The following is a 21,897-nucleotide window of genomic DNA, read 5'->3' as shown; positions in this document are numbered from 1 at the left end:
TTGAACTACAAAAGTATAAAAACAATTTGCTCAACAAAAATATTAGCTCATAGAAAATCTAATAATTTTCCCTGAATGCGCATTTACGCTCACTTTTAACGATTGATACCAGTTTGCAGGCAGTTTAAAGTCTTTATTTGCAAACAATTCTTTTGCAACCTTTATCTTATATGGTATAATGTCCATAAAATCAAAGGCATCTTCGGGGATATCAACCACAACCTCTTTATCTACTTCGTCAAAATTGGCAATTACCAGCACGAACTCTTTCTTAGATGAACGTAAAAACGTATATTGTTTAGTTGAATCAAACAACGGATTCTCATAATTAGCATACATCAGATCGTAAAACTTACCGCTGTTTATGCTTTCGTCTGTTCCTGCTATCTGCAATAGTTGAGTGTAAAATTTACGGAGTTTTATTTGGCTATCATTCAGTTCCGAATTACCAAAAGAACCTCCATTACGCCATTTAGAAACAGAATCAACAGACCAATAATCAAATATAGTTGTTCGTCCGTCACAGCCACTAAAACCTTCTTTATCCATACCCCGCTCTCCTAATTCCTGACCGAAATAAATCATTACAGGGTTCGTATTCATTGTAGCTGTAACAATCATCCCAGGGATAGCCTTAAATGGATCTCCTGCAAAAAAATCAGAAGCAATACGCTGTTCATCGTGATTTTCTAAAAAGTTAAGCATTTTTTGCTGCAAACCATCTATACGTTGCCAGCAGAATGTTATTTCGGAAGTCGGCTTATGACCGCAAATGACATCACGAAGCGTATCGTACAAGTCGACTTTATCGTACAAGTAATCGAATAAACCCCAATGCACATAGTTGTTATATTGCTCCGGATTATAAACCTCAGCAATGAATAATAACGATTTATTTTTTGCTTTGACTTTTGGTATTACCCAATTCCAAAATTCGACAGGTACCATCTCTGCCATATCACAACGGAAGCCATCAACACCTTTAGCTGTCCAATAAAGCAGAATATCTTTCATTTTCGACCATGTATCGGGAATAAGCGCAAAGTGATTTCTTCGCCCGTTATTATAATCGACACCATAATTAAGCTTTACGGTTTCATACCAATCGCTCACAGATGGCTTATTACTAAAACAGTCATTTCCTGTGGCTTTTGCAGGGTATTCATCATAAGCACCTTCTCCTTGCTGAACAGGAAATTGCAGTTCGAGTTTTTGCCCGGGTATATAGTAGAAATTGTTATCGGGAGAAAATGCAGACGAAGTATCATCATCAGCCCCAAAATCTTTCACGTCTTCAGGTTTTGCATCAGAACGATATTGTCGCGCAACATGGTTAGGTACAAAATCCATAATTACCTTCATTCCGTTTTTATGCGTCCGCTCTACTAATGCTTCAAATTCTGACATTCTATCTCCTACACTATCAGCAAGGTCAGGTGTAACATCATAGTAGTCACGAATAGCATAGGGCGAACCGGCATTTCCTTTTATTACATCAGGATGATCTTTAAGAATACCAAAATCCGAATAATCTGTTTTAGAAGCATGCTCCAATATACCGGTATACCATATATGGGTGTATCCCATTTTTTTAATCTCTTTCAATGCTTTATTATCAAAAGCTGAAAACTTGCCCACACCATTTTCTTCGAGGCTTCCATTCTCTTTATTGAGAGATTTTTCGTTGCCAAATAATCTTGGAAGAACCTGATATATAAATATTTTTTCTTTCATAACGTCTAAGTCTTAATGTGTCAAACAACAATATTCGCAAAATCTTTCTCTAAGGATTCCTTTTTTTCTTTAAACATATCTACCACCAAATCGTATCCCGATTGATAAATATCTTCGACATGTTCCAGATCAAACATCGAATACTTCGATAGATCCGTCGATTCTATTAAATAATCGCATAAATTACGATCGAGCAATGTATTAGAGCCCGACATATAATGGAATGAACGCTCCGCCACATACTTCAATGAATTCTTATACTCCATAACCCTTATAGGACTAACATTGACTCCTATAATCTTTATACACTCACGACGAATGGTCGAAACCGGAAAGTTTTTAAATAAACCACCATCTACATAATAGTGTTCATCTATTTCTACAGGTCTGAATATAATGGGAACAGAACAAGAAGCAACTACTGCAGGAATAAGTGGCCCGGATGTAAAAACCATGCTCTTTCCGTATTCAATATCAGTAGCGACAACACGCAAGGGTATTTGCAAATCTTCAAACGTTTTTGCACGGAGATGCTTCTTTAGAAAGCTTTGAAATCCGGTACTTTTAAAGAATCCACCCTGCGGAATTGTGAACTCGGCAAATTCACGAAAAACTTTCTTTTTAAAGAATGACAAAATTTCTTGTGGAGAATAGCCATCAGCATAAAGCACTCCTGCAAACGCTCCTGCACTCGTTCCGGACACGACCTCCGGGAATAATCCATTATCATTAAGAGCCTGTAATACACCCAAGTGAGCAAAACCCTTTGCTCCTCCTCCACTCAAAGCAATCCCCAGTTTAAATTTATCTTTATCGTCTACTTTCATATATCTAATTAATCAATGCATTCAAGAGCATCTTTAGCAAATTTAATGATTATAGGCTATATTTTACTAATTATAAGAATATTATTATCTCAATCTTTCGTAATTTTACAGTCATATATATTTTACATTAACCTTTATCAATATGATGAAAAAGAAATTACTGGCAGTCTGCCTTGTTCTAATTTGTAGTATCTCACTTTTAAATGCACAGAAGCTAAATGTTGCGACATATAATATACGCAACGACAACAGAGGAGATTCTATTGCCGGAAATGGCTGGGTACAACGCTGTCCTGTTATTTGCGAATTGATACAATTCCACGACTTTGATATCTTCGGATCACAGGAAGTATTAAACAATCAGCTAAACGATATGTTAGCGGGTCTTCCTAATTTCGCATACATAGGTGTTGGACGCGATGATGGAAAAACAGCAGGCGAATATGCTCCTATATTTTATAAAAAGGACAAATTCAAGCTGCTAAAATCAGGCAACTTCTGGTTGTCAAAAGAAACCACATTCCCCAATAAAGGCTGGGATGCTGTATTACCACGCATTTGCACATGGGGTGAATTTGAAGATAGGACAAGTGGACTACGATTCTGGTTTTTCAACCTGCACATGGATCATGTGGGTGTAGAAGCACGTAAAGAAAGTGCGAAACTAGTGTTGAGTAAGATAAAAGAAATGTGTGGCACAGAACCTGTAATATTCACAGGTGACTTCAATGTAGACCAAACAAATGAAAGCTTCACACTCATCAACAGCTCAGGCATTATGAGGGATTCGTACGAAGCGAGCAAGATTCGTTATGCACAAAACGGTACTTTTAATGGGTTCAATACTGACCGCAAAACAAACAGCCGCATAGACCATATATTTGTTAGTCCGACATTCGATGTGTTACGCTATGGAATATTGACTGACACATACAGATCGGCTGTTGCAGAAAGCAACGAAGAGATAAAATCGGGGAACTTTCCCAAAGAAGTTTCGCTACATAAATATTCGGCACGAGTACCTTCCGATCATTTCCCTGTGATGGTAGTGCTAGAGTATAAGAAATAATTATAAATCGAAAAGGATATATATCACAAGAGGCTGTCCCATAGTTGGAATCAGCCTCTTTTTGTATGTTTACGTAATATCAATTATTTTTTAATGTAAACTATACCATCCTCACTAGCGGTCAATTTATTATTCGCTATAGTTGCAACAATAGTTTCCCCATCTTCAACCATAACTACATTTGGGTGATCGTAGGTATATGTGCCACTTCCCGAAAATTCTAGTTTTTTATCTACGAGAGCTTCATACCCTGAATAATTAAATGTTGATTTTTGAAACTTAATAGTGCTTTTGTAGGTATATTCACCATCAACCTCATTAGCCTCCCATGTTGTACCCTCTAAAGAATCATTTTTGTCGTCATCATCTTTACTACACGAACCTACGATAAGAGGTAAAAGCAATAATAATAAAAGTAATTTTTTCATAGTTGTAAAATTGTAGTTGTAATTTATAGTATTAAAATTTCGACAAATGTATAATTTATTATTTAGCATTCTCTATTTAAGCAGTTAAATTATTAATATCCTGCTATATTTATTTTTACTCCCAAATTTCGGACAAATCGGTGATTTAGGAATCGATCAGCAAAATTCATTGACGATGGGCAATTTTGGTGGAATAGCATGGTGGCATCCTGTATATTAAAAGATAGTTGTAGATTTAAAAGAAAAAGGAAGCTATCAGCCAGAGACGTCGGAAGAAATACTGGTCACTCATGAGTTACACCTCCCTTTCTTATTGTTTCTGTTCGATTAATTTTCTTGCTTTCATTCTATAGAGAAAAACATCAGTAGCTCGCAAAGAATCTACTGTCATGAAATCTTTTTGTAGAGCATCATAAAAGTTATAAAATACCTCTTGTACTTCCGGTCGATCTTGATTTAATAAAATAAATTCAGGCGCAGCCGGATCTCCATAGCCCATTTTTTCAAAATTAAATGGCTCGAAACGAGGGTTAATTCCCTCAGGTACTAACACACAATATCTATTACCAGGAGCAATTAGCTCTACACGGCTAAGCATAAAATGTGAATAAAAATTTACCACAAAAATATGCCCTTCCTTTCCGTCCGATCCGATAAATCGGCGAATATCAGTATAAGCATTTTCTACGATCTTATAATCTCTCTTGCATGAATAACATCGTACGGCACCAGCAAGAGTTAAAAGAACCAGAAAAGTGATAGCTAACTGTCTGAATCGAGGTAAGTCCATAGCCCTACCCAAAATGATAGCAATACTAAGTACATATAATCCAAACGAGCACGTCATATAGCGGGGAACTAATATAGGCAAATAGATTATGGATATTATAAAAGCTGTTGCAATAGGCAATAGAAATGCCACAAATGCTATTAAGCTCAAATAAACCTGTTTGTTCTTCTGTTTAAAACCATTTATAAACACCTTTGCGGTTAAAATGCACTGTACCAACATTAAAAAGATGAGCCCAACCATCATTTGTATTTTTGTAAAATAAAGGAAGGGGGCTTCTACTATCTTAGGTGAATAAAAATAATAAATATGAACAAATATATCGTTTAACGTTAGTGGAACTATCCAATAATGACAGACAACATCTTCAATCTGAAAAGTAAGCTGATAAAGCCATGGCGAATAAATAACCGAAAACACGACTCCCAGAATAATCAGATGAAGCCACTTCTTTTTAGCTCTAAACAGGAAGATCAACAACAGAATATATATCCAGAAAACACCCAGTAGTCCATAGTTGTGAGTATACGCGGCACAAATACTCATCGCAAAAAACTTAAGCCAATCGATAAACCTTCCCTTTAAATAAACATCGTAAGCAAACAAGGCACATGCTAGAACGAAGAACATGCACCACGAATACATTCGTATATCCGTTACTAAATATTGAGTTGCAGGAAATACAATAAGCAGAATAATAAAAATAATTGCAACACGATCTCCAAAATGACGGCGTACAGGGAAACAACCAAGCAGCAATATTGCCATCATACCCAGAGCTGAGAATACGCGTAAGGCAAACATCGAGTTATCGAATATAAGACTGTACGTTTTCAACAACCAATAGTAAAGCGGTGGATGTACATCAGATGCTGTTATCCGCAGAATATCAAGATAAGATCTCCTTATCATAAATGTAGAATATGCATCATCGTAAGGAATAAGAACATTTATAGAATCCTGATACAAGAATGTACCAAAAGCCAAACATAATAAAAGAATATATGTTATAATCTTTGTGAATTTCATCTGTCTTCTATTTGGTACTGCCCCACTCCAACGATTCCATTATATGAATAATATCTTCGCGTATAAATTGAGTTACAGGTGCAATGGAATCCTTATTTACTTTCTGATCATAATAAAGTGAGCCTCTGAAAAAATTAGAAAGACTATCTGTCACGAAAAACTGAATGGGAGTAGCTACCGCCCCCTTTATTTCATATATTATCCCCGATGTATTATGTAATTCATTAGTAAAGCTCAGTTGTTTTATGGCATCTGCTATCGAAGCATGGCTGTAGGCTAATTGGTAATTGACATCAAGAGCATTACGCAGTGTCTCGGGAGTAATAGGAATATAGGTGCAAAAAATAGTAGCATTATATTGAGGATAAACAATATTAAACCATTTCTCGTTGCCTGGGGAACCTTCGACATTCTCTATTCTGGCAATATCGGGGTATTGAAATGAGAATTGGTGATCCTTGTACTCTGCCATACCAGACTCCTTCCTTTCGAGTCGTAAATATCCTTTTGGCTTGGGGGTATATTCATTACAAGAGAAGAATAACAGGCATAAAATGCATAAAGAAAATCTCATTTAATCCATTATTTGTAAAGTGAAAACAGATTAAACATTTATAGCTTAATAGCTATTTACATTTAATCTGTTCCATATTAATTTCAATATATATAAACCTTTAGAAAGGCAAATCATCCTCGTCCGAAGCATTCGAGAATGAGGTTGGAGCCTGATATGTATTATTCGTTTCGCTAGCAGGTGGAGTTGTATTGTATGAGTGTTCGCCTCCTTCGCCAGCTTCTCTTCTACGGCCAAGAAGTTCTAAATTATCCGCATATATCTCGTTTACATAACGCTTCATTCCATTGGCATCGTCGTATGTACGTGAGCGGATTTTACCTTCCACGTATACTTGTGTTCCTTTACGGACAAACTGCTCAGCAACTTTAGCTAATCCCCGCCAGCATACAATATTATGCCACTCCGTACGGTCAGGAATCTGAGTTCCATTAGCAGCAGTATATCCCCTTTCGGTCGTTGCCAACGTAAAGTTAGCTACAACACTACCATTATCAAAATATTTTATATCAGGGTCTTTCCCTATATTACCGATTAATATTACTTTATTTACGGACATATCTTTGTTGTTTTTAGGTTCTTATCTATTTACAAATATAGGAATTTTTTCTACGTGTCGGAGTTCGGGATTATTTATTCTCCTACAGATACAATTTTTTGTAAAAACAGAGAATTTGGAATGACAACAAGTTCTCCTTCGTTTGTCCGCAGATAAGTATGAAATGTCTGAATATTTTCTATTGTAGCAACAATAGGCGAATCTTTATCTAATATGCGTATTTCGTCTCCAATATGAAAAGGGGTCGTGAAAAATATAATTATTCCAGCAGTTATATTGCTAAGCATAGACCATTGGGCAAACATAGCGACACCTATAACTGCAAATATAGAGGATAAAGCAACAAGCATATGCTCGGGTTGTACCCCCCAAATAATAGTCAAGGCAACAATACAGGTGAAATTTATAAGTATGTATATAACTCTTATAATATGCGCTATACGATTTTCATTTTTCAAACGAAGAATACCAAAATTACGTATCAACTTACGTGTTACGTATTTAGAAACCGGTGTTGCTATTAAAACAATGGCTGTAGCAATTAACTGTGGGATATATTCGTACATAGCAATTTTGTTAGTGTAAAAAAGGAGAAACAGACTAGCCATTCCTCCTTTTGTTTATTTATTTAGATTGAATTTATTTATTTTTTATACGCTAAATAATAACGTTGATTAGATGTGCTAGTCAATAAATCCCATGTACCTACAGAAGTAAGCACATCTTTTGTTTTACCTTCTACGGTAGTTGATGCCCAATATCTGAATTTAATTGGCACGAGAATGTAATCGCCCTGTATCACCGCATTTGCATTGTTAGCTGGGTGAAATTCACTTCTCAACCGAGACAGACTAGTTACCGAGGTAACAGTTCTTGACGCAGTGGTACCATCATTACTACCAGGTACTTTTTTAAAACGTACATCAATTATTAATTTGTTATCTTCAGGATTTATTTTTGTCGGTACTTTATCTATAATCTCTATCTGATTATTTCTGTCATAATAAAACTCAGCTACTACTTTGTCATCTGGCTTCATAGTAAACTCATAACCAAAAAACCAATTATCACCATAATAATCGGTTCCATCAAAAAACGGAGTTCCTACAACCTTTGCAACAATACTATCTTCGCCTGCTTTCGGAACTGATAGAGGATAGAATTCTGATTTCTCTATAGCTTTTCCATCACTATTAGAAGGGGTTATATATTCTGCATTATATAATCCATTTGAATTATTCGACAAATTTATTTTATAATTAATCAAATAGCATTTCCCCGGTGTAAAATCTGCCATATTAGTAGTAGTCATTTGACCGATTGGCGTTGACGCTATCGTCTGGCCTGTTGTGCCTGTCGATATGTATGCAAATATGCCCTTATCTTCCGAAACACTTTCACCATCTCCCAAACAAGAAGACAATGAAAGCGCCGTTGCAAACACTGAAAAAATCACTTTAAACGTTATCCTTTTCATTTCTATATAGTTTTAATTTAATATTCAATTTTATTTTGTGTTCTCGATTGAGAATTCGATTGAGTTTTTCTCCCTGAATAGATTATTTATCCACTGTATTAAAACAGCATGCTCTTCATATTAGGCTTCAAATATACAACTTTTTTACAACACGATAAAAATACAAAGAATTGTTTGCCTATCATCTTATAAATTTAACTTACTCATACTGTTTTTAACAATGTCAAATATCCGATATCCAAAAATACGCCCTCTCTCAACAATTAAATAGTCAGATAGTTGACAAACAAAGTCTGGATAACTCTTAAGCTATCCATTATTCACACGCATATTAGCTATGCTTAAATAGTAAAACGGTTATTGGAATTTATTAGTATATATGAACAGTTAAATTTTCGAATGAAGCTTCTATTATATGAGTCTGAAGTGGAAATTACAGCTCACAATTCTATTCTACAAGATTAACATGAAAATTGACATTATTTACCTCTCTTGTCTTTTGTCTGTATTTTCTTATCTCCAAGTTTAGTCCCGGAATAAATTATATCTTCAGTATTATTATCTGCTTTCTTACCAACCGAAAGTCCATCTCCTTCCTCAGGAATAGTATCAGCATCTTGCACAGGCACAACTACTTCCTCTTCTGGAAGTGTCTTTTCCTCGGGTGCAGGTTTTGGTAAATCAGTTAACAATGGAACAGATTCAGTAGGTACACTATCCACTAATGAATCAAGAGTATCTGTTGTGTCATCTATCATTATAACATTATCCACAGGAGGTTCTTCCTTCGGCTCATCACTGTCTGTAAGGAGTACGACCCCACCAATAATTACAGCAACACTTACAGCGGCAACAGTTGACTTAACCGCTACAGTTGACATGACCGTAGATGTACCTGATGAAGAAGCAGATGATGCGGACGACGCAGATGATGATGGATCAACCGGAGGTTGAATTGGTGATTGCGATAATAGCAGATCTAACCCACCCCAAAGAGATGCAGGCACTTCCGGTTCGAAACTATTTAGTTTCGAAGAGAAGAGATCTTTTATTTTATCGTTTTCCAATGCCATCTTTTATCCTCTGTTTTTTAGATATTGTTTAACTTTTTCTTGCAGAATCTGGCGTGCACGAACATACTGTGAACGAGATGTACCTTCACTAATTTCAAGCATTTCCGCTATTTCTTTATGGGAATAGTCTTCTATTGCGTATAAGTTAAAAACGGTTGCGTAGCCTTTTGGTAGTTCTTGTATCATTTTTAGCAGTTCATTTTCTGATATTTTATACATCTGATCTTCTTCCGTTGTGTCATCCACAATATCAGGAAGATCTTCTATATGCTCTGAACTTTCTGTAATCGATTTTCTTTTTCTTAAATTCTCTAAAGCTTGGTTTATAAAAATTCGTTTCATCCAACCCTCAAAAGATCCTTTTCCTTCGAAAGAACCCATGTGGGAGAAAACTTTGATAAATCCATCCTGCAGCAAATCTTTAGCAGCATTTTGATCGGAACTGTAACGCAAGCAGATACCAAACATCTTACGAGAGTACATCTCGTAGAGTAGCTTCTGCGCATCACGCTTCTGTTCCTTACAACCTGCTATTATCTGCAGTTCATTCATATGAGCTAAGCTTCCTTTTTATAAGATGCACTTTTTATTAAAATGTTGCATGCACCTACCATAAATTTGTTTTTTTATTTACATTTTTTGAAGAATATGGATTTCATGCTGCAATTACAAGATTCAAGTATTAATGATAACATCAATTTTAGTCCTGTTTTTGCGTGAAAAGAACCATTTTGACACGCAATTTATTCCCTATATCAATCATATCAACCACATCTTGCAGATTCAGACTTCTATCAGCCTGCAACAAGATGTTAGCCTCCTCATTCTCTTGCTTATTAGCAAGAATGGCAGCTAGAGTAGGTTCTATCTCGTCCTTTGTTACCGGTTTATCATTAATATAATAATGCAAATCAGCCGTGATAACTAAGTTTATATTCTTTTTAGTCACCACCTGTTCCGATGTAGATGCATTTGGAAGCAACACCCTAATTGCAGCAGGTGTCACCATAGTAGATATAATAAGGAAAAACAATAACAAGAAGAACATAATATCGTTCAATGAGGACGTATAGACCTCAGCTGCTCTTGTTTTTCTTCGTTGAATTTTCATTGGTTATGCTCTTTACGAATTGTTAAGCCTCTATTTTACCTTTTTTGTAAGCTCTTATAGCTTTCAAAATCTCATTCGACTCTTTATCTATATTAGCCACAACTTTATCTATGCGCCCATTTAAAATATAATATCCCGTATATGCAATGATCCCAACTAACAAGCCGGCTCCCGAACAAATCATTTTTTGATACAACCCTGTAGAGATAGTATCTATAGCTAAATCATTTGTCTTAGCAATATCATAGAATATTTTTATTACTCCGAAGATTGTACCCAAGAAACCAAGCATTGGAGCTATAGATGCAGTAATACCCAAATAGTTCATTTGGTTTTCGAGCATCGATACTTGTTGACGGGCCTCAACCTCCATCGATTCTTGTATCTCGCTATCGTCACAATCAAAGTCTTTCAGACCGGCAGCCACTACTTTGGCAGACGAATAAGGACGCTCGACACAAAACTTAAGAGCCTTGTCGGTTTTCCCTTCGTGGACTAGTTCTACTACACGGGATAGCCATACCAAATCCTTTTTTCCAACACGATTTATAATCAACCATTTGTTTATTATAACATATATAGCTAATAGCGAAAGCAGAAAGATAGGTAATAATATCCATCCACCTTTTAACACAAGGTTAAAGTAACTTTCTTCAGGAGCAACCTGAGTTGCTACATCGACGATAGGAGTTGTTTCTTGAAGTAGAACAAATAGGTTCATAGGTGTTATTTTTGACGTTTTATTTTTTACACAAAATTCGACAGAAGGCTGATTTACCAGTCTAATGTCGAACTTTTATATTGTTTTTATCTGTTGTTAATATATCCCAAAGCTGGCTAAATTTATATGTTCATAGAAGCAACTTATCATACCGATGAAGAATATGCCTACCATCGATACAATGAGTGAGAGTTTCAAATATCCATCACTGTTAACAGTTTCGATAGGAGAATTGTTCTTATTGATAAACATCGCTTTAACGACAAGTAAGTAATAGAACAAAGATACAACAGTATTTAAGAATGCCAAGAAAACAAGCAATATTTGTCCTTGCTCCATTGCGGTCATAAATACAAACAGCTTACTAAAGAACCCTGCTGTCGGAGGAATACCCCCCAGAGAGAACATGGCGATCATCATTACCAATGCCAGTTTCGGATTAGTTTTATACAATCCGTTATAGTCATCCATACTTACTTTACCCGTTTTATCTTCAATGGCTGAGATAACACCGAATGCTGCAAGATTAGAAAATACATATACAAATATATAAAATAATGTAGCTGCCATCCCTTCGGCTGTTCCTGTAAATACACTCAACATGATATATCCCGCCTGAGACACAGAAGAGAATGCAAGGAATCGCTTCATATTCTTTTGACGAATAGCAAACAAGTTACCGATTGTAATAGTCGCCAGAATAATAATCCATATAATATCTTTCCATATAGCAGAAACCACAGGGAATACTGTATATAATATAATCATCAGTGCAAATACTGCTGCACCTTTCGATATGGTAGATAAATATAGCGTTACATTAGTTGGTGCACCTTGATACGTATCTGCAGCCCACAGGTGGAAAGGCACCAATGATACCTTAAAGAACAAACCACTCATGATAAATATCATAGCCATGATTACCAAAGGCGTAGAATATATACTTGTTGCAATATCCGAATAGTAAAGAGTTCCGCACGCTCCATAAAGGAACGAGATTCCAAAGATCATAATTGCAGATGAAAATATAGCATTAAAGATATATTTAGCTCCTGCTTCTGCTGACTCATGTCTGTATTTATCGAATGCAACAAGCGCTGCGATAGGCAATGATGCAGTTTCGAGTCCGATGTAAAACATCATGAAATTACCCGACGAGATCATAAGATACATACCTTCTAATGTAAGAAGAGTAAGCATAAAAAATTCACCTCGCTTAAATATAGAATCGGGTTTCGACAACCAAGAGTTAGCTTGGAGGAAAATCAGGAATACGCCGATATTCAATATTTGTTTTATTGTATGTTGTGCCGGACCTGTAATATATAATCCAGAAAAGGCCTCACCCGAATCTTTGAAAAAGAAACAGGCTACCGTATGCACCAGAAATAAGGTACAGGCTACGGGGAAATAGTATTTTTTAGCGCTGTCTGAAGCAAATAAATCGTAAAAAATAAGTAAGAGAAATACTGCCATTAGCGACAGTTCGGGCTTCATCAACAAATAATTACTTAAATCCATCTTTATATCTTAAATTACAACGTTTACAAATTTTGATTCCTACTTATTTCTTATTGAATATAAGCTAAACTAGAGCTGATAAGATTTGAAATCCATCCCGGGAATAATCCCATACCAGCCACACATACAATAAGTCCTACAACTGCTATCTTTTCGTGCCATACAGCATCAGTCAATTCCAAATGGTGCTCATCTATTACCGGACCGTAAAGAATCTTACCTACCACCTTAAGAATATATACAGCTGTTGCCACAATAGAAGATATGGCAATAATTGTAAATACACGATGGAAAGTATCTGCATGCTCGAATGAGCCTACAAAGATTGTCATCTCGGCAACGAATCCACTCAATCCCGGAAGCCCTAGGGATGCCAAACCGGCAATTACATAGGCGACACTAAGGAATGGCATGACTTTCATCAACCCTCCCAACTGACGTATATCACGAGTATGTGTTCGTCCGTATATCATACCTATCAAGGCGAAGAAAAGGGCAGTCATCAAACCATGAGATAGCATTTGCATCACCGCACCCGTCATTGCTGTTTTATTCATCATCAGAATAGCAAATAATACTAATCCGCAATGACTAACCGATGAGTAGGCATTGATATATTTCAAGTCTGTTTGAGAGATAGCACCTAATGCACCATATATTACACTTATACCCGTAAGTATGATAAATATCCAAGAAAGTTCATCTGCCGCATCGGGAAGCAAACGCATTGCAATACGGAAACAACCGTATCCCCCAAGCTTCATCAGTACACCTGCATGTAACATAGATACTGCTGTTGGCGCAGAAGCATGACCATCGGGCGACCAAGTATGGAACGGGAATAAAGCACCTAATACACCAAAGCCAAGGAATGTCAATGGGAATATCCAATATTGAGCTCCGATAGGAATTGTGTTATTAGCAGCAATCTTCATTATATCGAATGTATGTTGACCGTCTATCAGTGGAGAGTTAAAATGAATACCTAATATTCCTACGAATAGGAATGCAGATCCCCCCATCAACATTAACGTCAACTTCATAGCCGAATATTCTTTTCGTCCAGTACCCCAAAGCCCGATAAGTAAGTACATCGGAATCAAGGCTATCTCGTAGAAAAAGAACATGGTAAACATATCGAGAGAGATAAAGAATCCGTATACCCCCACCGAAAGGAGAGTTAACCACATAAAGAAATCCTTAGGCAGCGGATTCATATTCCACGAAGCGAATGTGCCGGTGAGTATAATTACCGATGTCAATAGTATCATTAATACCGATATACCATCAGCACCTATCGAATAATGAATATTCAACGACTGATACCAGACAGCATCGAACATAAATAACATTTCGGCAGTATTACCGGCTGCACGCTCCTGATAGAACATACATAATAATACCAATGCCAATATGACTTCGATAACTGCACCTATCACTCCCACGGTGCGTACTTGCTTAATATTGCGGCAAGGAATAAATGCCAACAACATCACAACAGGTACAAGAACAAATAATGAAAGAATATTCATCTTCTTATATTTTTACTAAATCTTAATTACAAACAAAACATACTACACAAAACGCGAATCCAACTACCAGAATCAATGCTCCAACAAGATACGCCAGGGCATATTGTTGTATACGACCCGATTGAAATCCTTTGATCGTATCGGAAGCTGCATTGGTAACATCAGCCAGTGAATCCATAAATCCATCGACATACGTTTTGTCGAACCATGCGATAGGGCGAGAAATGCAGTTGAATATTATTTTACGCGTAACGAATAACCACAATTCATCGAAATAGAATTTATGATATGCCCAGTTATAAAATCCACCAAGAGTTGAAGCAATCTTGTCTGGTATATCGTTTTTCTTGAAGTATAATGCAAATGCCACGCCAATACCGATAAGAGATATAACGACACTTGTGATAGCAACCTGCATATCGATATGAGCCTCGAACGGTGCTCTGTCTGATGTAATTAATTGACTAAATGGAACCCATCCTGCAACAAAAGCAAAGACAGCAAGTATTATCAATGGGATTGTCATTGTCGGACCAGCCTCGTGAGGTTCATGATGGTAATGTTTATTTTTTTCATAAAAGAATATACGGAAAAATAAACGAGACATATAGAATGCTGTAAGTCCGGCAGATACAGACAATATAGCATATATTGCCTTATTATGTTCAAAAGCAGCAGCTAATATTTCGTCTTTACTGTAAAAACCCGAAAACGGAGGGATACCGGCAATAGCCAGCCATGCAATTCCAAATGTAATACATGTGATCGGCAGCTTTTTGAAAAGACCGCCCATATCACCCATCTCGTTGCTATGTACAGCATGAATAATAGCACCTGCGCATAAGAATAGTAATGCTTTAAAGAAAGCATGTGTAAATAGATGGAACATACCAGCCATATACCCTAAACCGTCGTGTCCTCCAAATTTGGAAACACCTAACGAAGTAAGCATAAAGGCTATTTGCGAGATCGTAGAAAACGCTAAAACTCGTTTTATATCGGTCTGAGTACATGCTACCACAGCGGCAAACAGAGCCGTTATAGAACCTACCCATGCTATTATCTCAAGTACATCGGGTGCTCCGAAAGCGTATATAGGGAATAAACGCGCTACAAGAAATACCCCTGCAACAACCATAGTCGCAGCATGGATAAGTGCCGAAGCGGGTGTTGGCCCTTCCATCGCATCGGGTAACCATATATGGAACGGCATCATAGCCGATTTTCCTGCACCACCCATAAAGATAAGCAACATGGCCCACGAAAGGACAGATAACCCTACGAAGGAAGTTCCTTGCATAGTTGCAATAAACGGAGCTCCTTGTGTAGTAAGTGCTACAAAATCGAATGTATTGGAGTAGAAAGATAGCAACAGGATACCTACAAGGAAAAAGAAGTCGGCAAAACGTGTAACTATAAATGCTTTTTTCGCAGCAGCAACTGCCGACGGTTTCATATAATAAAAACTGATAAGCAAGAATGAGGATACCCCCACAAGCTCCCAGAAAATATACATTTGGAAAATGTTGGTTGCTACAACCAAGCCTAGCATCGAGAAACTGAATAGTGAAAGGAATGCGTAATAACGTTGAAATCCTTTTTCACCTTTCATATAGCCTAAGCTATATATGTGCACCATCAGCGAAACGGTTGTGATAACGATAAGCATCATTACCGAAATAGGATCTAGATACATACCCAAATCGATATGAAGATGATCAGTAAAACGCAACCATTCGAAATTAATCACATTGATTGCTGCATAAGCACCATCAGCACCCACACCTATGCCAAAGAAATATTGATATCCGGTGAGATAGGCCAATATAGCCATCACCGACAATGATATTGTACCTAATGTACCTGCCACAACAGGTTTCATATATTTACCTCCTAAACCCAGAATGAGGAACATTATGGCGGGAAGTACAACTATGAGTATCGAATAATTAAAATTATAATCCATATCGAGTAATTATTTCCTTCTACTTAGTGTTTCATTGTTGTTATATTCTCATCTACATATATACTCTTCACATTACGGTATATATTGATGATAATAGCAATTGCCACAGCTGTTTCGGCAGCAGCAATACCTATCGCAAACATAGCAAAGAAAAATCCTTCCAATTGTCCGGGATATAAATAGCGGTTAAACACCACAAAGTTGATATCGGCTGCATTCAGCATCAGCTCAACCGAAATTAAGACCATAAGCATATTCTTACGCGAAAGAAATCCGTATACTCCTGCAAAGAACATAATCGTACTTACAACCAGATATGCCTCGATAGGCACTGGTCCCGACAGAAAACTTGTAATAAAATCAAACATAATTATATCTTTTATCTCTTTCTAGCAATCATTATACCTCCAATAATACAAGCCAGAAGTAGCAAACTGATTGCTTCGAACGGCAACATATATTGGTATTTATCTGTACCCATCAACGTAAAACCTACCTGACGCATATCTAACTCGTCTTGTTTAATATAGGTATAGAACTTAGCCACATTATGGAAGATGATATGTCCGCAGATAGCAATACCCGCAAGGGCTGCCAGAGCTGAGATGAACATTCGTTTGGGTTTTTCGAACTTCACTGCTTCTCCCGGTTGATTGGTCAATAGGATAGCAAAAATAAATAAGACCATAACCCCTCCTGCATATACAGCGATCTGTACAGCCATAAGGAAATGATAGTCTAATAGTAAATAAAGACCGCCCGTAGCCAACAGCACAAAAAGCAAGAAGGTTGCCGAACGGATGATGCGTTGCGATGTAACAGCCAAAAGAGAGGATGCTACAATAATCGTCGCTAAAATGTAAAATATAATTTGCTCTGCCATAATCCCGTGATTATCGTATGTTATGTTATTCTTTACCTTCTGTCTTATCCGCGCCCTTTTCAGGTGCAGGAACAGAATCCTTAGTTGTTTCAGACTCTTTTACCTCCACTGTCGGCTCAATTGTGGGTTTTACCTCAACCACCGGTTTTGGCGCTTCCACTTTAGTCTCTTTTACTGCCTCTACCAAATTATTCAATGCAGATGTAGCTGTCGCAGGAGTTTCAGCTTTAGCTTCTATTGCTTTTTCAGTAGGTGCTACAGAAGCAGCAACTTCCACTTTTGGTGCAGTCGGTTTGTCAACTACAGGCTTAGACTCTTTTTTCTTTTCGCGAAGTTTTGAACCTTCATTATTTAATTTCTGAATCAACTTGCTACGGGTAAACAACGAATTCTCGAACGTACCGCTGAATTTGATTGCATCCGAAGGACATGTTATTACACAAAGATTACAGAAGGTACACATACCAAGATCATAGAAATATTCATCAAGAATTTTCTTTTTCTTGCCGTCTTCTGTTTCTATCGTTTTCGAAACGATTCTAATCGTTCCGTTCGGGCAGTTCATCTGACAAATACCACAAGATGTACAAGCGTGCTCGTTATTCTCGTCGTGGGGCATAACCAGTTCGCCACGAAAACGATCGGCAATCACTAGTGTTGCTCTGTTTTCAGGATACTGCTCTGTAATTTTCTTTGTCCATAGCTCCTTCCATGTCACACCCATACCTGTGAGTAACGACTTGATTCCGCCAAATAAACCTGAAAAATATTCTGATACTGAACTCATTTTATTCTGCTATAAATTAAAACATTCGAGGAAATATAGTAGGCAACCAGTCAGATAATGTCCATCCTGCCAAAACAATAATTACCATCAATAATATATTTACTACGTTGATTGGCAATAAATATTTCCATTCAAGAGTTAACAATTGGTCTATACGCAAACGAGGGAATGTCCATCTCACCCATAAACTTACAAATACCAATACGCCTGTTTTACCAAAAAACCAAACATAAGAAGGAATATAATTCATCCATTCGTTAAAGGTTTCCCATCCATGTACCTGTATCGGCATCCATCCACCTAAGAATACTGTGCAAGCAATCCCTGCCACAATAAACATATTCAAATACTCAGCCAGATAAAAGAATCCAAATTGAAGACCCGAATACTCTGTATGATAGCCGGCTGTCAATTCTGATTCTGCTTCGGGTAAGTCGAAAGGACCACGATTGGTTTCGGCATGACCCGATATAAGGTAAATCACAAATGCGATTACTGATACTATATGACCATTGAAAAGATTCCAGCAATATTCTTGTCTTGCTATCATTTCAGAAAACTGCATGGTTCCCGATAATATAACCATCGTCATCAATGCTAGTCCTGCTGAAAGTTCGTAACTGATAAACTGCGCACCGCTTCGCATAGCACCAATCATCGAATACTTATTGTTACTAGACCATCCTGCTAATAGGACACCAATGATACCTATCGATGATACTGCTATAACATAAAATACTCCGATATTAAAATCGACAGCTTGCAATCCCTTTCCAAAAGGTAATGCTCCAAATGTCAGCATAGATGCTACAATCATAAAGAAAGGAGCAGCATAGAACAAGAATTTATCGACATTATTGATTTCGATAATCTCCTTGATCAATATCTTCAACATATCGGCAACACTCTGTATCGATCCGTATTTACCTACACGGTTAGGACCGACGCGAGCCTGAAAGAATGCAGTTATCTTACGTTCTGCATAAATCAATATCAGAGCCAACAATGCATACATAAGCAGTAAAGCAACTCCTACAAGTACAAACTGGATTAAAAGTACCGCAAATTCGGGTAAATTAGCTCGCAGTGTTGTATCTAACCAACTTGTTAGCTGAGAAATTTCAAATGAAACCTTTAACAACATATATTTCTTTATATTGATAAAATAAATAATCTTTTTTAGCGATCGATATCAGGTATCACATAATCCATAGATCCTCCGATACCAATAAAATCGGATATCTTTTCTTCGGCACAGATTATCGGCATAACCGAAACTGCTGCCATCGACGGAGAACGGAATTTCATGCGATAAGGAGTTTTGTCTCCCCTACTTTGGATAAATACACCAAATTCGCCACGAGCAGCTTCCACTCGTTGAAAATAGTCACCTTCGGGTAATTTGATGATGGCTTTAGTTTTAGCCTGAATATCACCTTCGGGTATATTGTCTATCAATTGCTCTATAATTTTCAATGATTCTTCTATTTCATCAAGACGATTCAAATATCTTGCATATGAGTCGCACTCATTACGAATAACCTCTGTAAACTGAACCTTATCATATAAGGCATAAGGTTGATGTTTACGCATATCGCAAGAAAAACCCGAACCTCGTCCGGCCGGACCGGTTACCGCATACGAAATTGCATCTTCTGTAGTAAGAATGCCGATGTTTTTCATACGGCCTACTGCAATTACATTGCCTGTAAATAGTTTATCGTATTGCTTAAGGTGCTTCCTCATATAAGGAATAAATTCCTTTACATCTTTTTGGAAGTCTTTATAAATATCGAACATTACACCACCAATCACATTATAATTGATGATCAAACGTCCACCTGATGTTTTTTCTATAATATTAAGTATCTGCTCACGCTCACGCATTCCATAAATAAATGCTGTAGTAGCGCCAAGGTCCATACACATAGTACCCCATGCAATAAGGTGAGAGTCGATACGGTTAAGCTCATCCATAATGGTACGGATGTATTGTGCTCTCTCGGGCACTTCTATTTCAGCTGCTTTTTCAACACACATACACAGTGCATGACGGTTGATGTTCGCAGACAAGTAGTCTAAACGATCGGTTAAATGAAGAATCTGAGGATAGGTCATATTCTCACACATCTTCTCAATTCCGCGATGGATATAACCGCTATGTACATCTATCTTTTTTACAATCTCACCGTCTAACGCAACTCTAAAGTGCATTACACCATGAGTGGATGGATGTTGTGGTCCTATATTGATGATATAAGCGTCATCTGCAAAGATGTTATTTTTCTCCTCTTTCAGTCCTTGCGGAGTCTCTACTATTCGGGGAGCAATATCTTCAATCTCTTTACTTTCTAGAGAAACTGGATTCAAAACAGGGTTTGCATCGTAATCTTTCCTCAACGGAAAGCCAACCCAATCACTGTTAAGGAAGAAACGGCGCATATCGGGATTGTTTATAAAACGGATACCCAACATAGCAAATACTTCTCGCTCATTGTAGTGAGCTGTCCCCCAAAGATCGGTAACAGTATATAATAAAGGTTTTTCTCTATCTGTTGTACCTGTTTCGATAACAAGCTCTTTAGTAAGATCTTTGGATGAAGAAAGCAGGTATATTACACCTAATTTTTCTCCCCAATCCATTCCTGTTAGCTGGGCCAGATAGTCGAACGGCAATTCGGCATGATAACGAAGAATTTTTGCTAAATGACGCAATTTGTTAGGCTCTACAGTTACCGTAAGCTTATTTCTTTCTTCGATAACAGCCTCCGGTACAGCATCGAGTATTACCTTCTTGATATTTTCCATCGATTATTAATAAATAAAAGGCAAGGGATAAGCGAACTTACTCCTCCATTCAATATCTTTTGTTTTTACTTTTTTACTTTGAATAAGAATCGCTCTACTTTTATTTTACGTTGCAATTGCATCAATCCGTAAAACAAGGCTTCGGGGCGGGGCGGGCATCCCGGAATATATACATCTACAGGAATAACTTCGTCAACGCCTTTCACTACATGATAAGAATCGACAAACGGACCCCCCGAAATAGCACAACTACCCATTGCCACTACATATTTAGGTTCGGCCATCTGATCATAAACACGCTTCAACAATGGAGCCATTTTATGCACGATAGTGCCTGCCACTACAATTGTATCTGCCTGACGTGGACTGTTACGTGTAACCTCCATGCCAAAACGAGCCAGATCGTATTTTGAAGCAGCCGATGCCATAAACTCAATACCACAACAGCTTGTAGCAAAAGCCAAAGGCCATATAGAATTAGATCGTCCCCAGTTTATTAGATCGTCAAGTTTACCGACTACAATACCAACTCCGTTGGATTGAAGCTCTTTAACGTATTCTTCAAGGTATTCGTTATCTTTAAATTCCTCATTCGGAATCCCTTTTATATATATATTCTTTACTTCCATGACAAAGCTCCTTTCCTCCAAGCATAGGCTAAGCCTAGACCTAATATCAATATGAAAAATAATATGCTATACAAACCCTGCATACCCAAGTCACGCACTACTGTTGCCCACGGGAACAAGAATATAGTTTCCACGTCAAACATCAGATAAAGAATGGCATACAGATAATATCCCACTTTAAATTGCATCCACGATGTGCCATGTGTAGGAATACCACACTCATAAGGCTCACCTTTTTGCGCATTAAATGATTTAGGAGAGAGCAACAGGGCCATGCCCAAACCGGCACAGACTAAGGTCATCCCTGTAACTAAAACGACTAAAAAAAGAGCAGAAGAACTCATATTTTTATTTTAAAGTTAGATCTATTATAGTTTTA

General features: G+C 37.3%; 22 protein-coding genes and 1 pseudogene. 1 reads left to right on the top strand and 22 read right to left on the bottom strand.

Annotated elements, in window-relative coordinates:
- Positions 1 to 42: 42 nt before the first annotated feature.
- Together G7Y56_RS07745 and G7Y56_RS07740 are read right to left on the bottom strand one after the other, a co-directional pair.
- Entirely contained in the window at positions 43 to 1,734 is a 1,692-nt protein-coding gene (locus G7Y56_RS07745; RefSeq protein ID WP_165042471.1) for an alpha-amylase family glycosyl hydrolase, read from the bottom strand.
- 20 nt (positions 1,735 to 1,754) lie between these two features.
- Entirely contained in the window at positions 1,755 to 2,561 is an 807-nt protein-coding gene (locus G7Y56_RS07740) for a patatin-like phospholipase family protein (RefSeq protein WP_165042469.1), read from the bottom strand.
- A gap of 145 nt (positions 2,562 to 2,706) precedes the next feature.
- On the opposite strand from G7Y56_RS07740, the gene G7Y56_RS07735 reads away from it, so the two are divergent.
- A complete protein-coding gene (locus G7Y56_RS07735) occupies positions 2,707 to 3,630 on the top strand; it encodes an endonuclease/exonuclease/phosphatase family protein (protein ID WP_165042538.1) in 924 nt (307 codons plus the stop codon).
- 83 nt (positions 3,631 to 3,713) lie between these two features.
- Here G7Y56_RS07735 and G7Y56_RS07730 read toward each other — a convergent pair whose 3' ends face one another.
- From G7Y56_RS07730 to G7Y56_RS07635, 20 genes and pseudogenes are all read right to left on the bottom strand, one after another.
- A complete protein-coding gene (locus tag G7Y56_RS07730) occupies positions 3,714 to 4,058 on the bottom strand; it encodes a hypothetical protein (protein WP_165023039.1) in 345 nt (114 codons plus the stop codon).
- A gap of 310 nt (positions 4,059 to 4,368) precedes the next feature.
- Complete coding sequence (locus G7Y56_RS07725; RefSeq protein ID WP_165042467.1) at positions 4,369 to 5,877, bottom strand: glycosyltransferase family 39 protein; 1,509 nt, start codon at positions 5,875 to 5,877, stop codon at positions 4,369 to 4,371.
- 7 nt (positions 5,878 to 5,884) lie between these two features.
- Positions 5,885 to 6,451 (bottom strand): hypothetical protein, encoded by a 567-nt coding sequence (locus G7Y56_RS07720; protein WP_165042465.1) that lies wholly within the window; start codon positions 6,449 to 6,451, stop codon positions 5,885 to 5,887.
- 100 nt (positions 6,452 to 6,551) lie between these two features.
- Positions 6,552 to 7,010 carry a single-stranded DNA-binding protein gene (locus G7Y56_RS07715; RefSeq protein ID WP_165023048.1) on the bottom strand — a complete coding sequence of 153 codons (459 nt, stop codon included), beginning with the start codon at positions 7,008 to 7,010 and terminating at the stop codon, positions 6,552 to 6,554.
- A 74-nt stretch (positions 7,011 to 7,084) separates the two neighbouring features.
- Complete coding sequence (locus G7Y56_RS07710) at positions 7,085 to 7,576, bottom strand: mechanosensitive ion channel domain-containing protein (protein ID WP_165023051.1); 492 nt, start codon at positions 7,574 to 7,576, stop codon at positions 7,085 to 7,087.
- Between the two features lie 77 nt (positions 7,577 to 7,653).
- Entirely contained in the window at positions 7,654 to 8,487 is an 834-nt protein-coding gene (locus G7Y56_RS07705) for a hypothetical protein (RefSeq protein ID WP_165042462.1), read from the bottom strand.
- A 479-nt stretch (positions 8,488 to 8,966) separates the two neighbouring features.
- Positions 8,967 to 9,560 carry a hypothetical protein gene (locus G7Y56_RS07700; RefSeq protein ID WP_165042460.1) on the bottom strand — a complete coding sequence of 198 codons (594 nt, stop codon included), beginning with the start codon at positions 9,558 to 9,560 and terminating at the stop codon, positions 8,967 to 8,969.
- 3 nt (positions 9,561 to 9,563) lie between these two features.
- Positions 9,564 to 10,112: an RNA polymerase sigma factor gene (locus G7Y56_RS07695; protein WP_165023060.1), complete on the bottom strand. Its 549-nt coding sequence runs from the start codon at positions 10,110 to 10,112 to the stop codon at positions 9,564 to 9,566.
- Between the two features lie 148 nt (positions 10,113 to 10,260).
- A complete protein-coding gene (locus G7Y56_RS07690; protein WP_165023063.1) occupies positions 10,261 to 10,671 on the bottom strand; it encodes a biopolymer transporter ExbD in 411 nt (136 codons plus the stop codon).
- Between the two features lie 22 nt (positions 10,672 to 10,693).
- The gene (locus tag G7Y56_RS07685; protein WP_165023066.1) at positions 10,694 to 11,392 is read right to left on the bottom strand and encodes a MotA/TolQ/ExbB proton channel family protein; all 699 of its coding nucleotides are present in this window, start codon (positions 11,390 to 11,392) and stop codon (positions 10,694 to 10,696) included.
- 96 nt (positions 11,393 to 11,488) lie between these two features.
- Positions 11,489 to 12,913 (bottom strand): NADH-quinone oxidoreductase subunit N, encoded by a 1,425-nt coding sequence (locus tag G7Y56_RS07680; protein ID WP_165023069.1) that lies wholly within the window; start codon positions 12,911 to 12,913, stop codon positions 11,489 to 11,491.
- 50 nt (positions 12,914 to 12,963) lie between these two features.
- Positions 12,964 to 14,445 (bottom strand): NuoM family protein, encoded by a 1,482-nt coding sequence (locus G7Y56_RS07675; protein ID WP_165042458.1) that lies wholly within the window; start codon positions 14,443 to 14,445, stop codon positions 12,964 to 12,966.
- 22 nt (positions 14,446 to 14,467) lie between these two features.
- Positions 14,468 to 16,411, bottom strand: coding sequence for an NADH-quinone oxidoreductase subunit L (gene nuoL, locus G7Y56_RS07670; protein ID WP_165023075.1), 1,944 nt, complete (start codon positions 16,409 to 16,411; stop codon positions 14,468 to 14,470).
- Positions 16,412 to 16,434: 23 nt separating this feature from the next.
- Positions 16,435 to 16,779, bottom strand: a complete 345-nt coding sequence (gene nuoK, locus G7Y56_RS07665; protein ID WP_165023078.1) for an NADH-quinone oxidoreductase subunit NuoK — start codon at positions 16,777 to 16,779, stop codon at positions 16,435 to 16,437.
- Positions 16,780 to 16,790: 11 nt separating this feature from the next.
- Positions 16,791 to 17,294: an NADH-quinone oxidoreductase subunit J gene (locus G7Y56_RS07660; protein ID WP_165042456.1), complete on the bottom strand. Its 504-nt coding sequence runs from the start codon at positions 17,292 to 17,294 to the stop codon at positions 16,791 to 16,793.
- Between the two features lie 313 nt (positions 17,295 to 17,607).
- Positions 17,608 to 18,081, bottom strand: a pseudogene (locus G7Y56_RS18555) (4Fe-4S binding protein); the annotation flags it as partial.
- A gap of 16 nt (positions 18,082 to 18,097) precedes the next feature.
- Complete coding sequence (nuoH, locus tag G7Y56_RS07650; RefSeq protein ID WP_165023087.1) at positions 18,098 to 19,225, bottom strand: NADH-quinone oxidoreductase subunit NuoH; 1,128 nt, start codon at positions 19,223 to 19,225, stop codon at positions 18,098 to 18,100.
- Between the two features lie 35 nt (positions 19,226 to 19,260).
- Complete coding sequence (locus G7Y56_RS07645) at positions 19,261 to 20,889, bottom strand: NADH-quinone oxidoreductase subunit D (RefSeq protein ID WP_165042452.1); 1,629 nt, start codon at positions 20,887 to 20,889, stop codon at positions 19,261 to 19,263.
- A 65-nt stretch (positions 20,890 to 20,954) separates the two neighbouring features.
- Positions 20,955 to 21,518, bottom strand: coding sequence for an NADH-quinone oxidoreductase subunit B (locus G7Y56_RS07640; RefSeq protein ID WP_165023094.1), 564 nt, complete (start codon positions 21,516 to 21,518; stop codon positions 20,955 to 20,957).
- Positions 21,509 to 21,862, bottom strand: coding sequence for an NADH-quinone oxidoreductase subunit A (locus tag G7Y56_RS07635; protein WP_165023111.1), 354 nt, complete (start codon positions 21,860 to 21,862; stop codon positions 21,509 to 21,511). The genes G7Y56_RS07640 and G7Y56_RS07635 overlap by 10 nt, the downstream gene beginning before the upstream one ends.
- Between the last annotated feature and the right edge of the window lie 35 nt (positions 21,863 to 21,897).

It is taken from the genome of Dysgonomonas sp. ZJ709, assembly GCF_011039195.1.
In the GTDB taxonomy this organism is placed as follows: domain Bacteria; phylum Bacteroidota; class Bacteroidia; order Bacteroidales; family Dysgonomonadaceae; genus Dysgonomonas.
The sequence above is the reverse complement of the archived record's forward strand: the minus strand, read 5'-3'. Positions and strand labels throughout refer to the sequence as shown.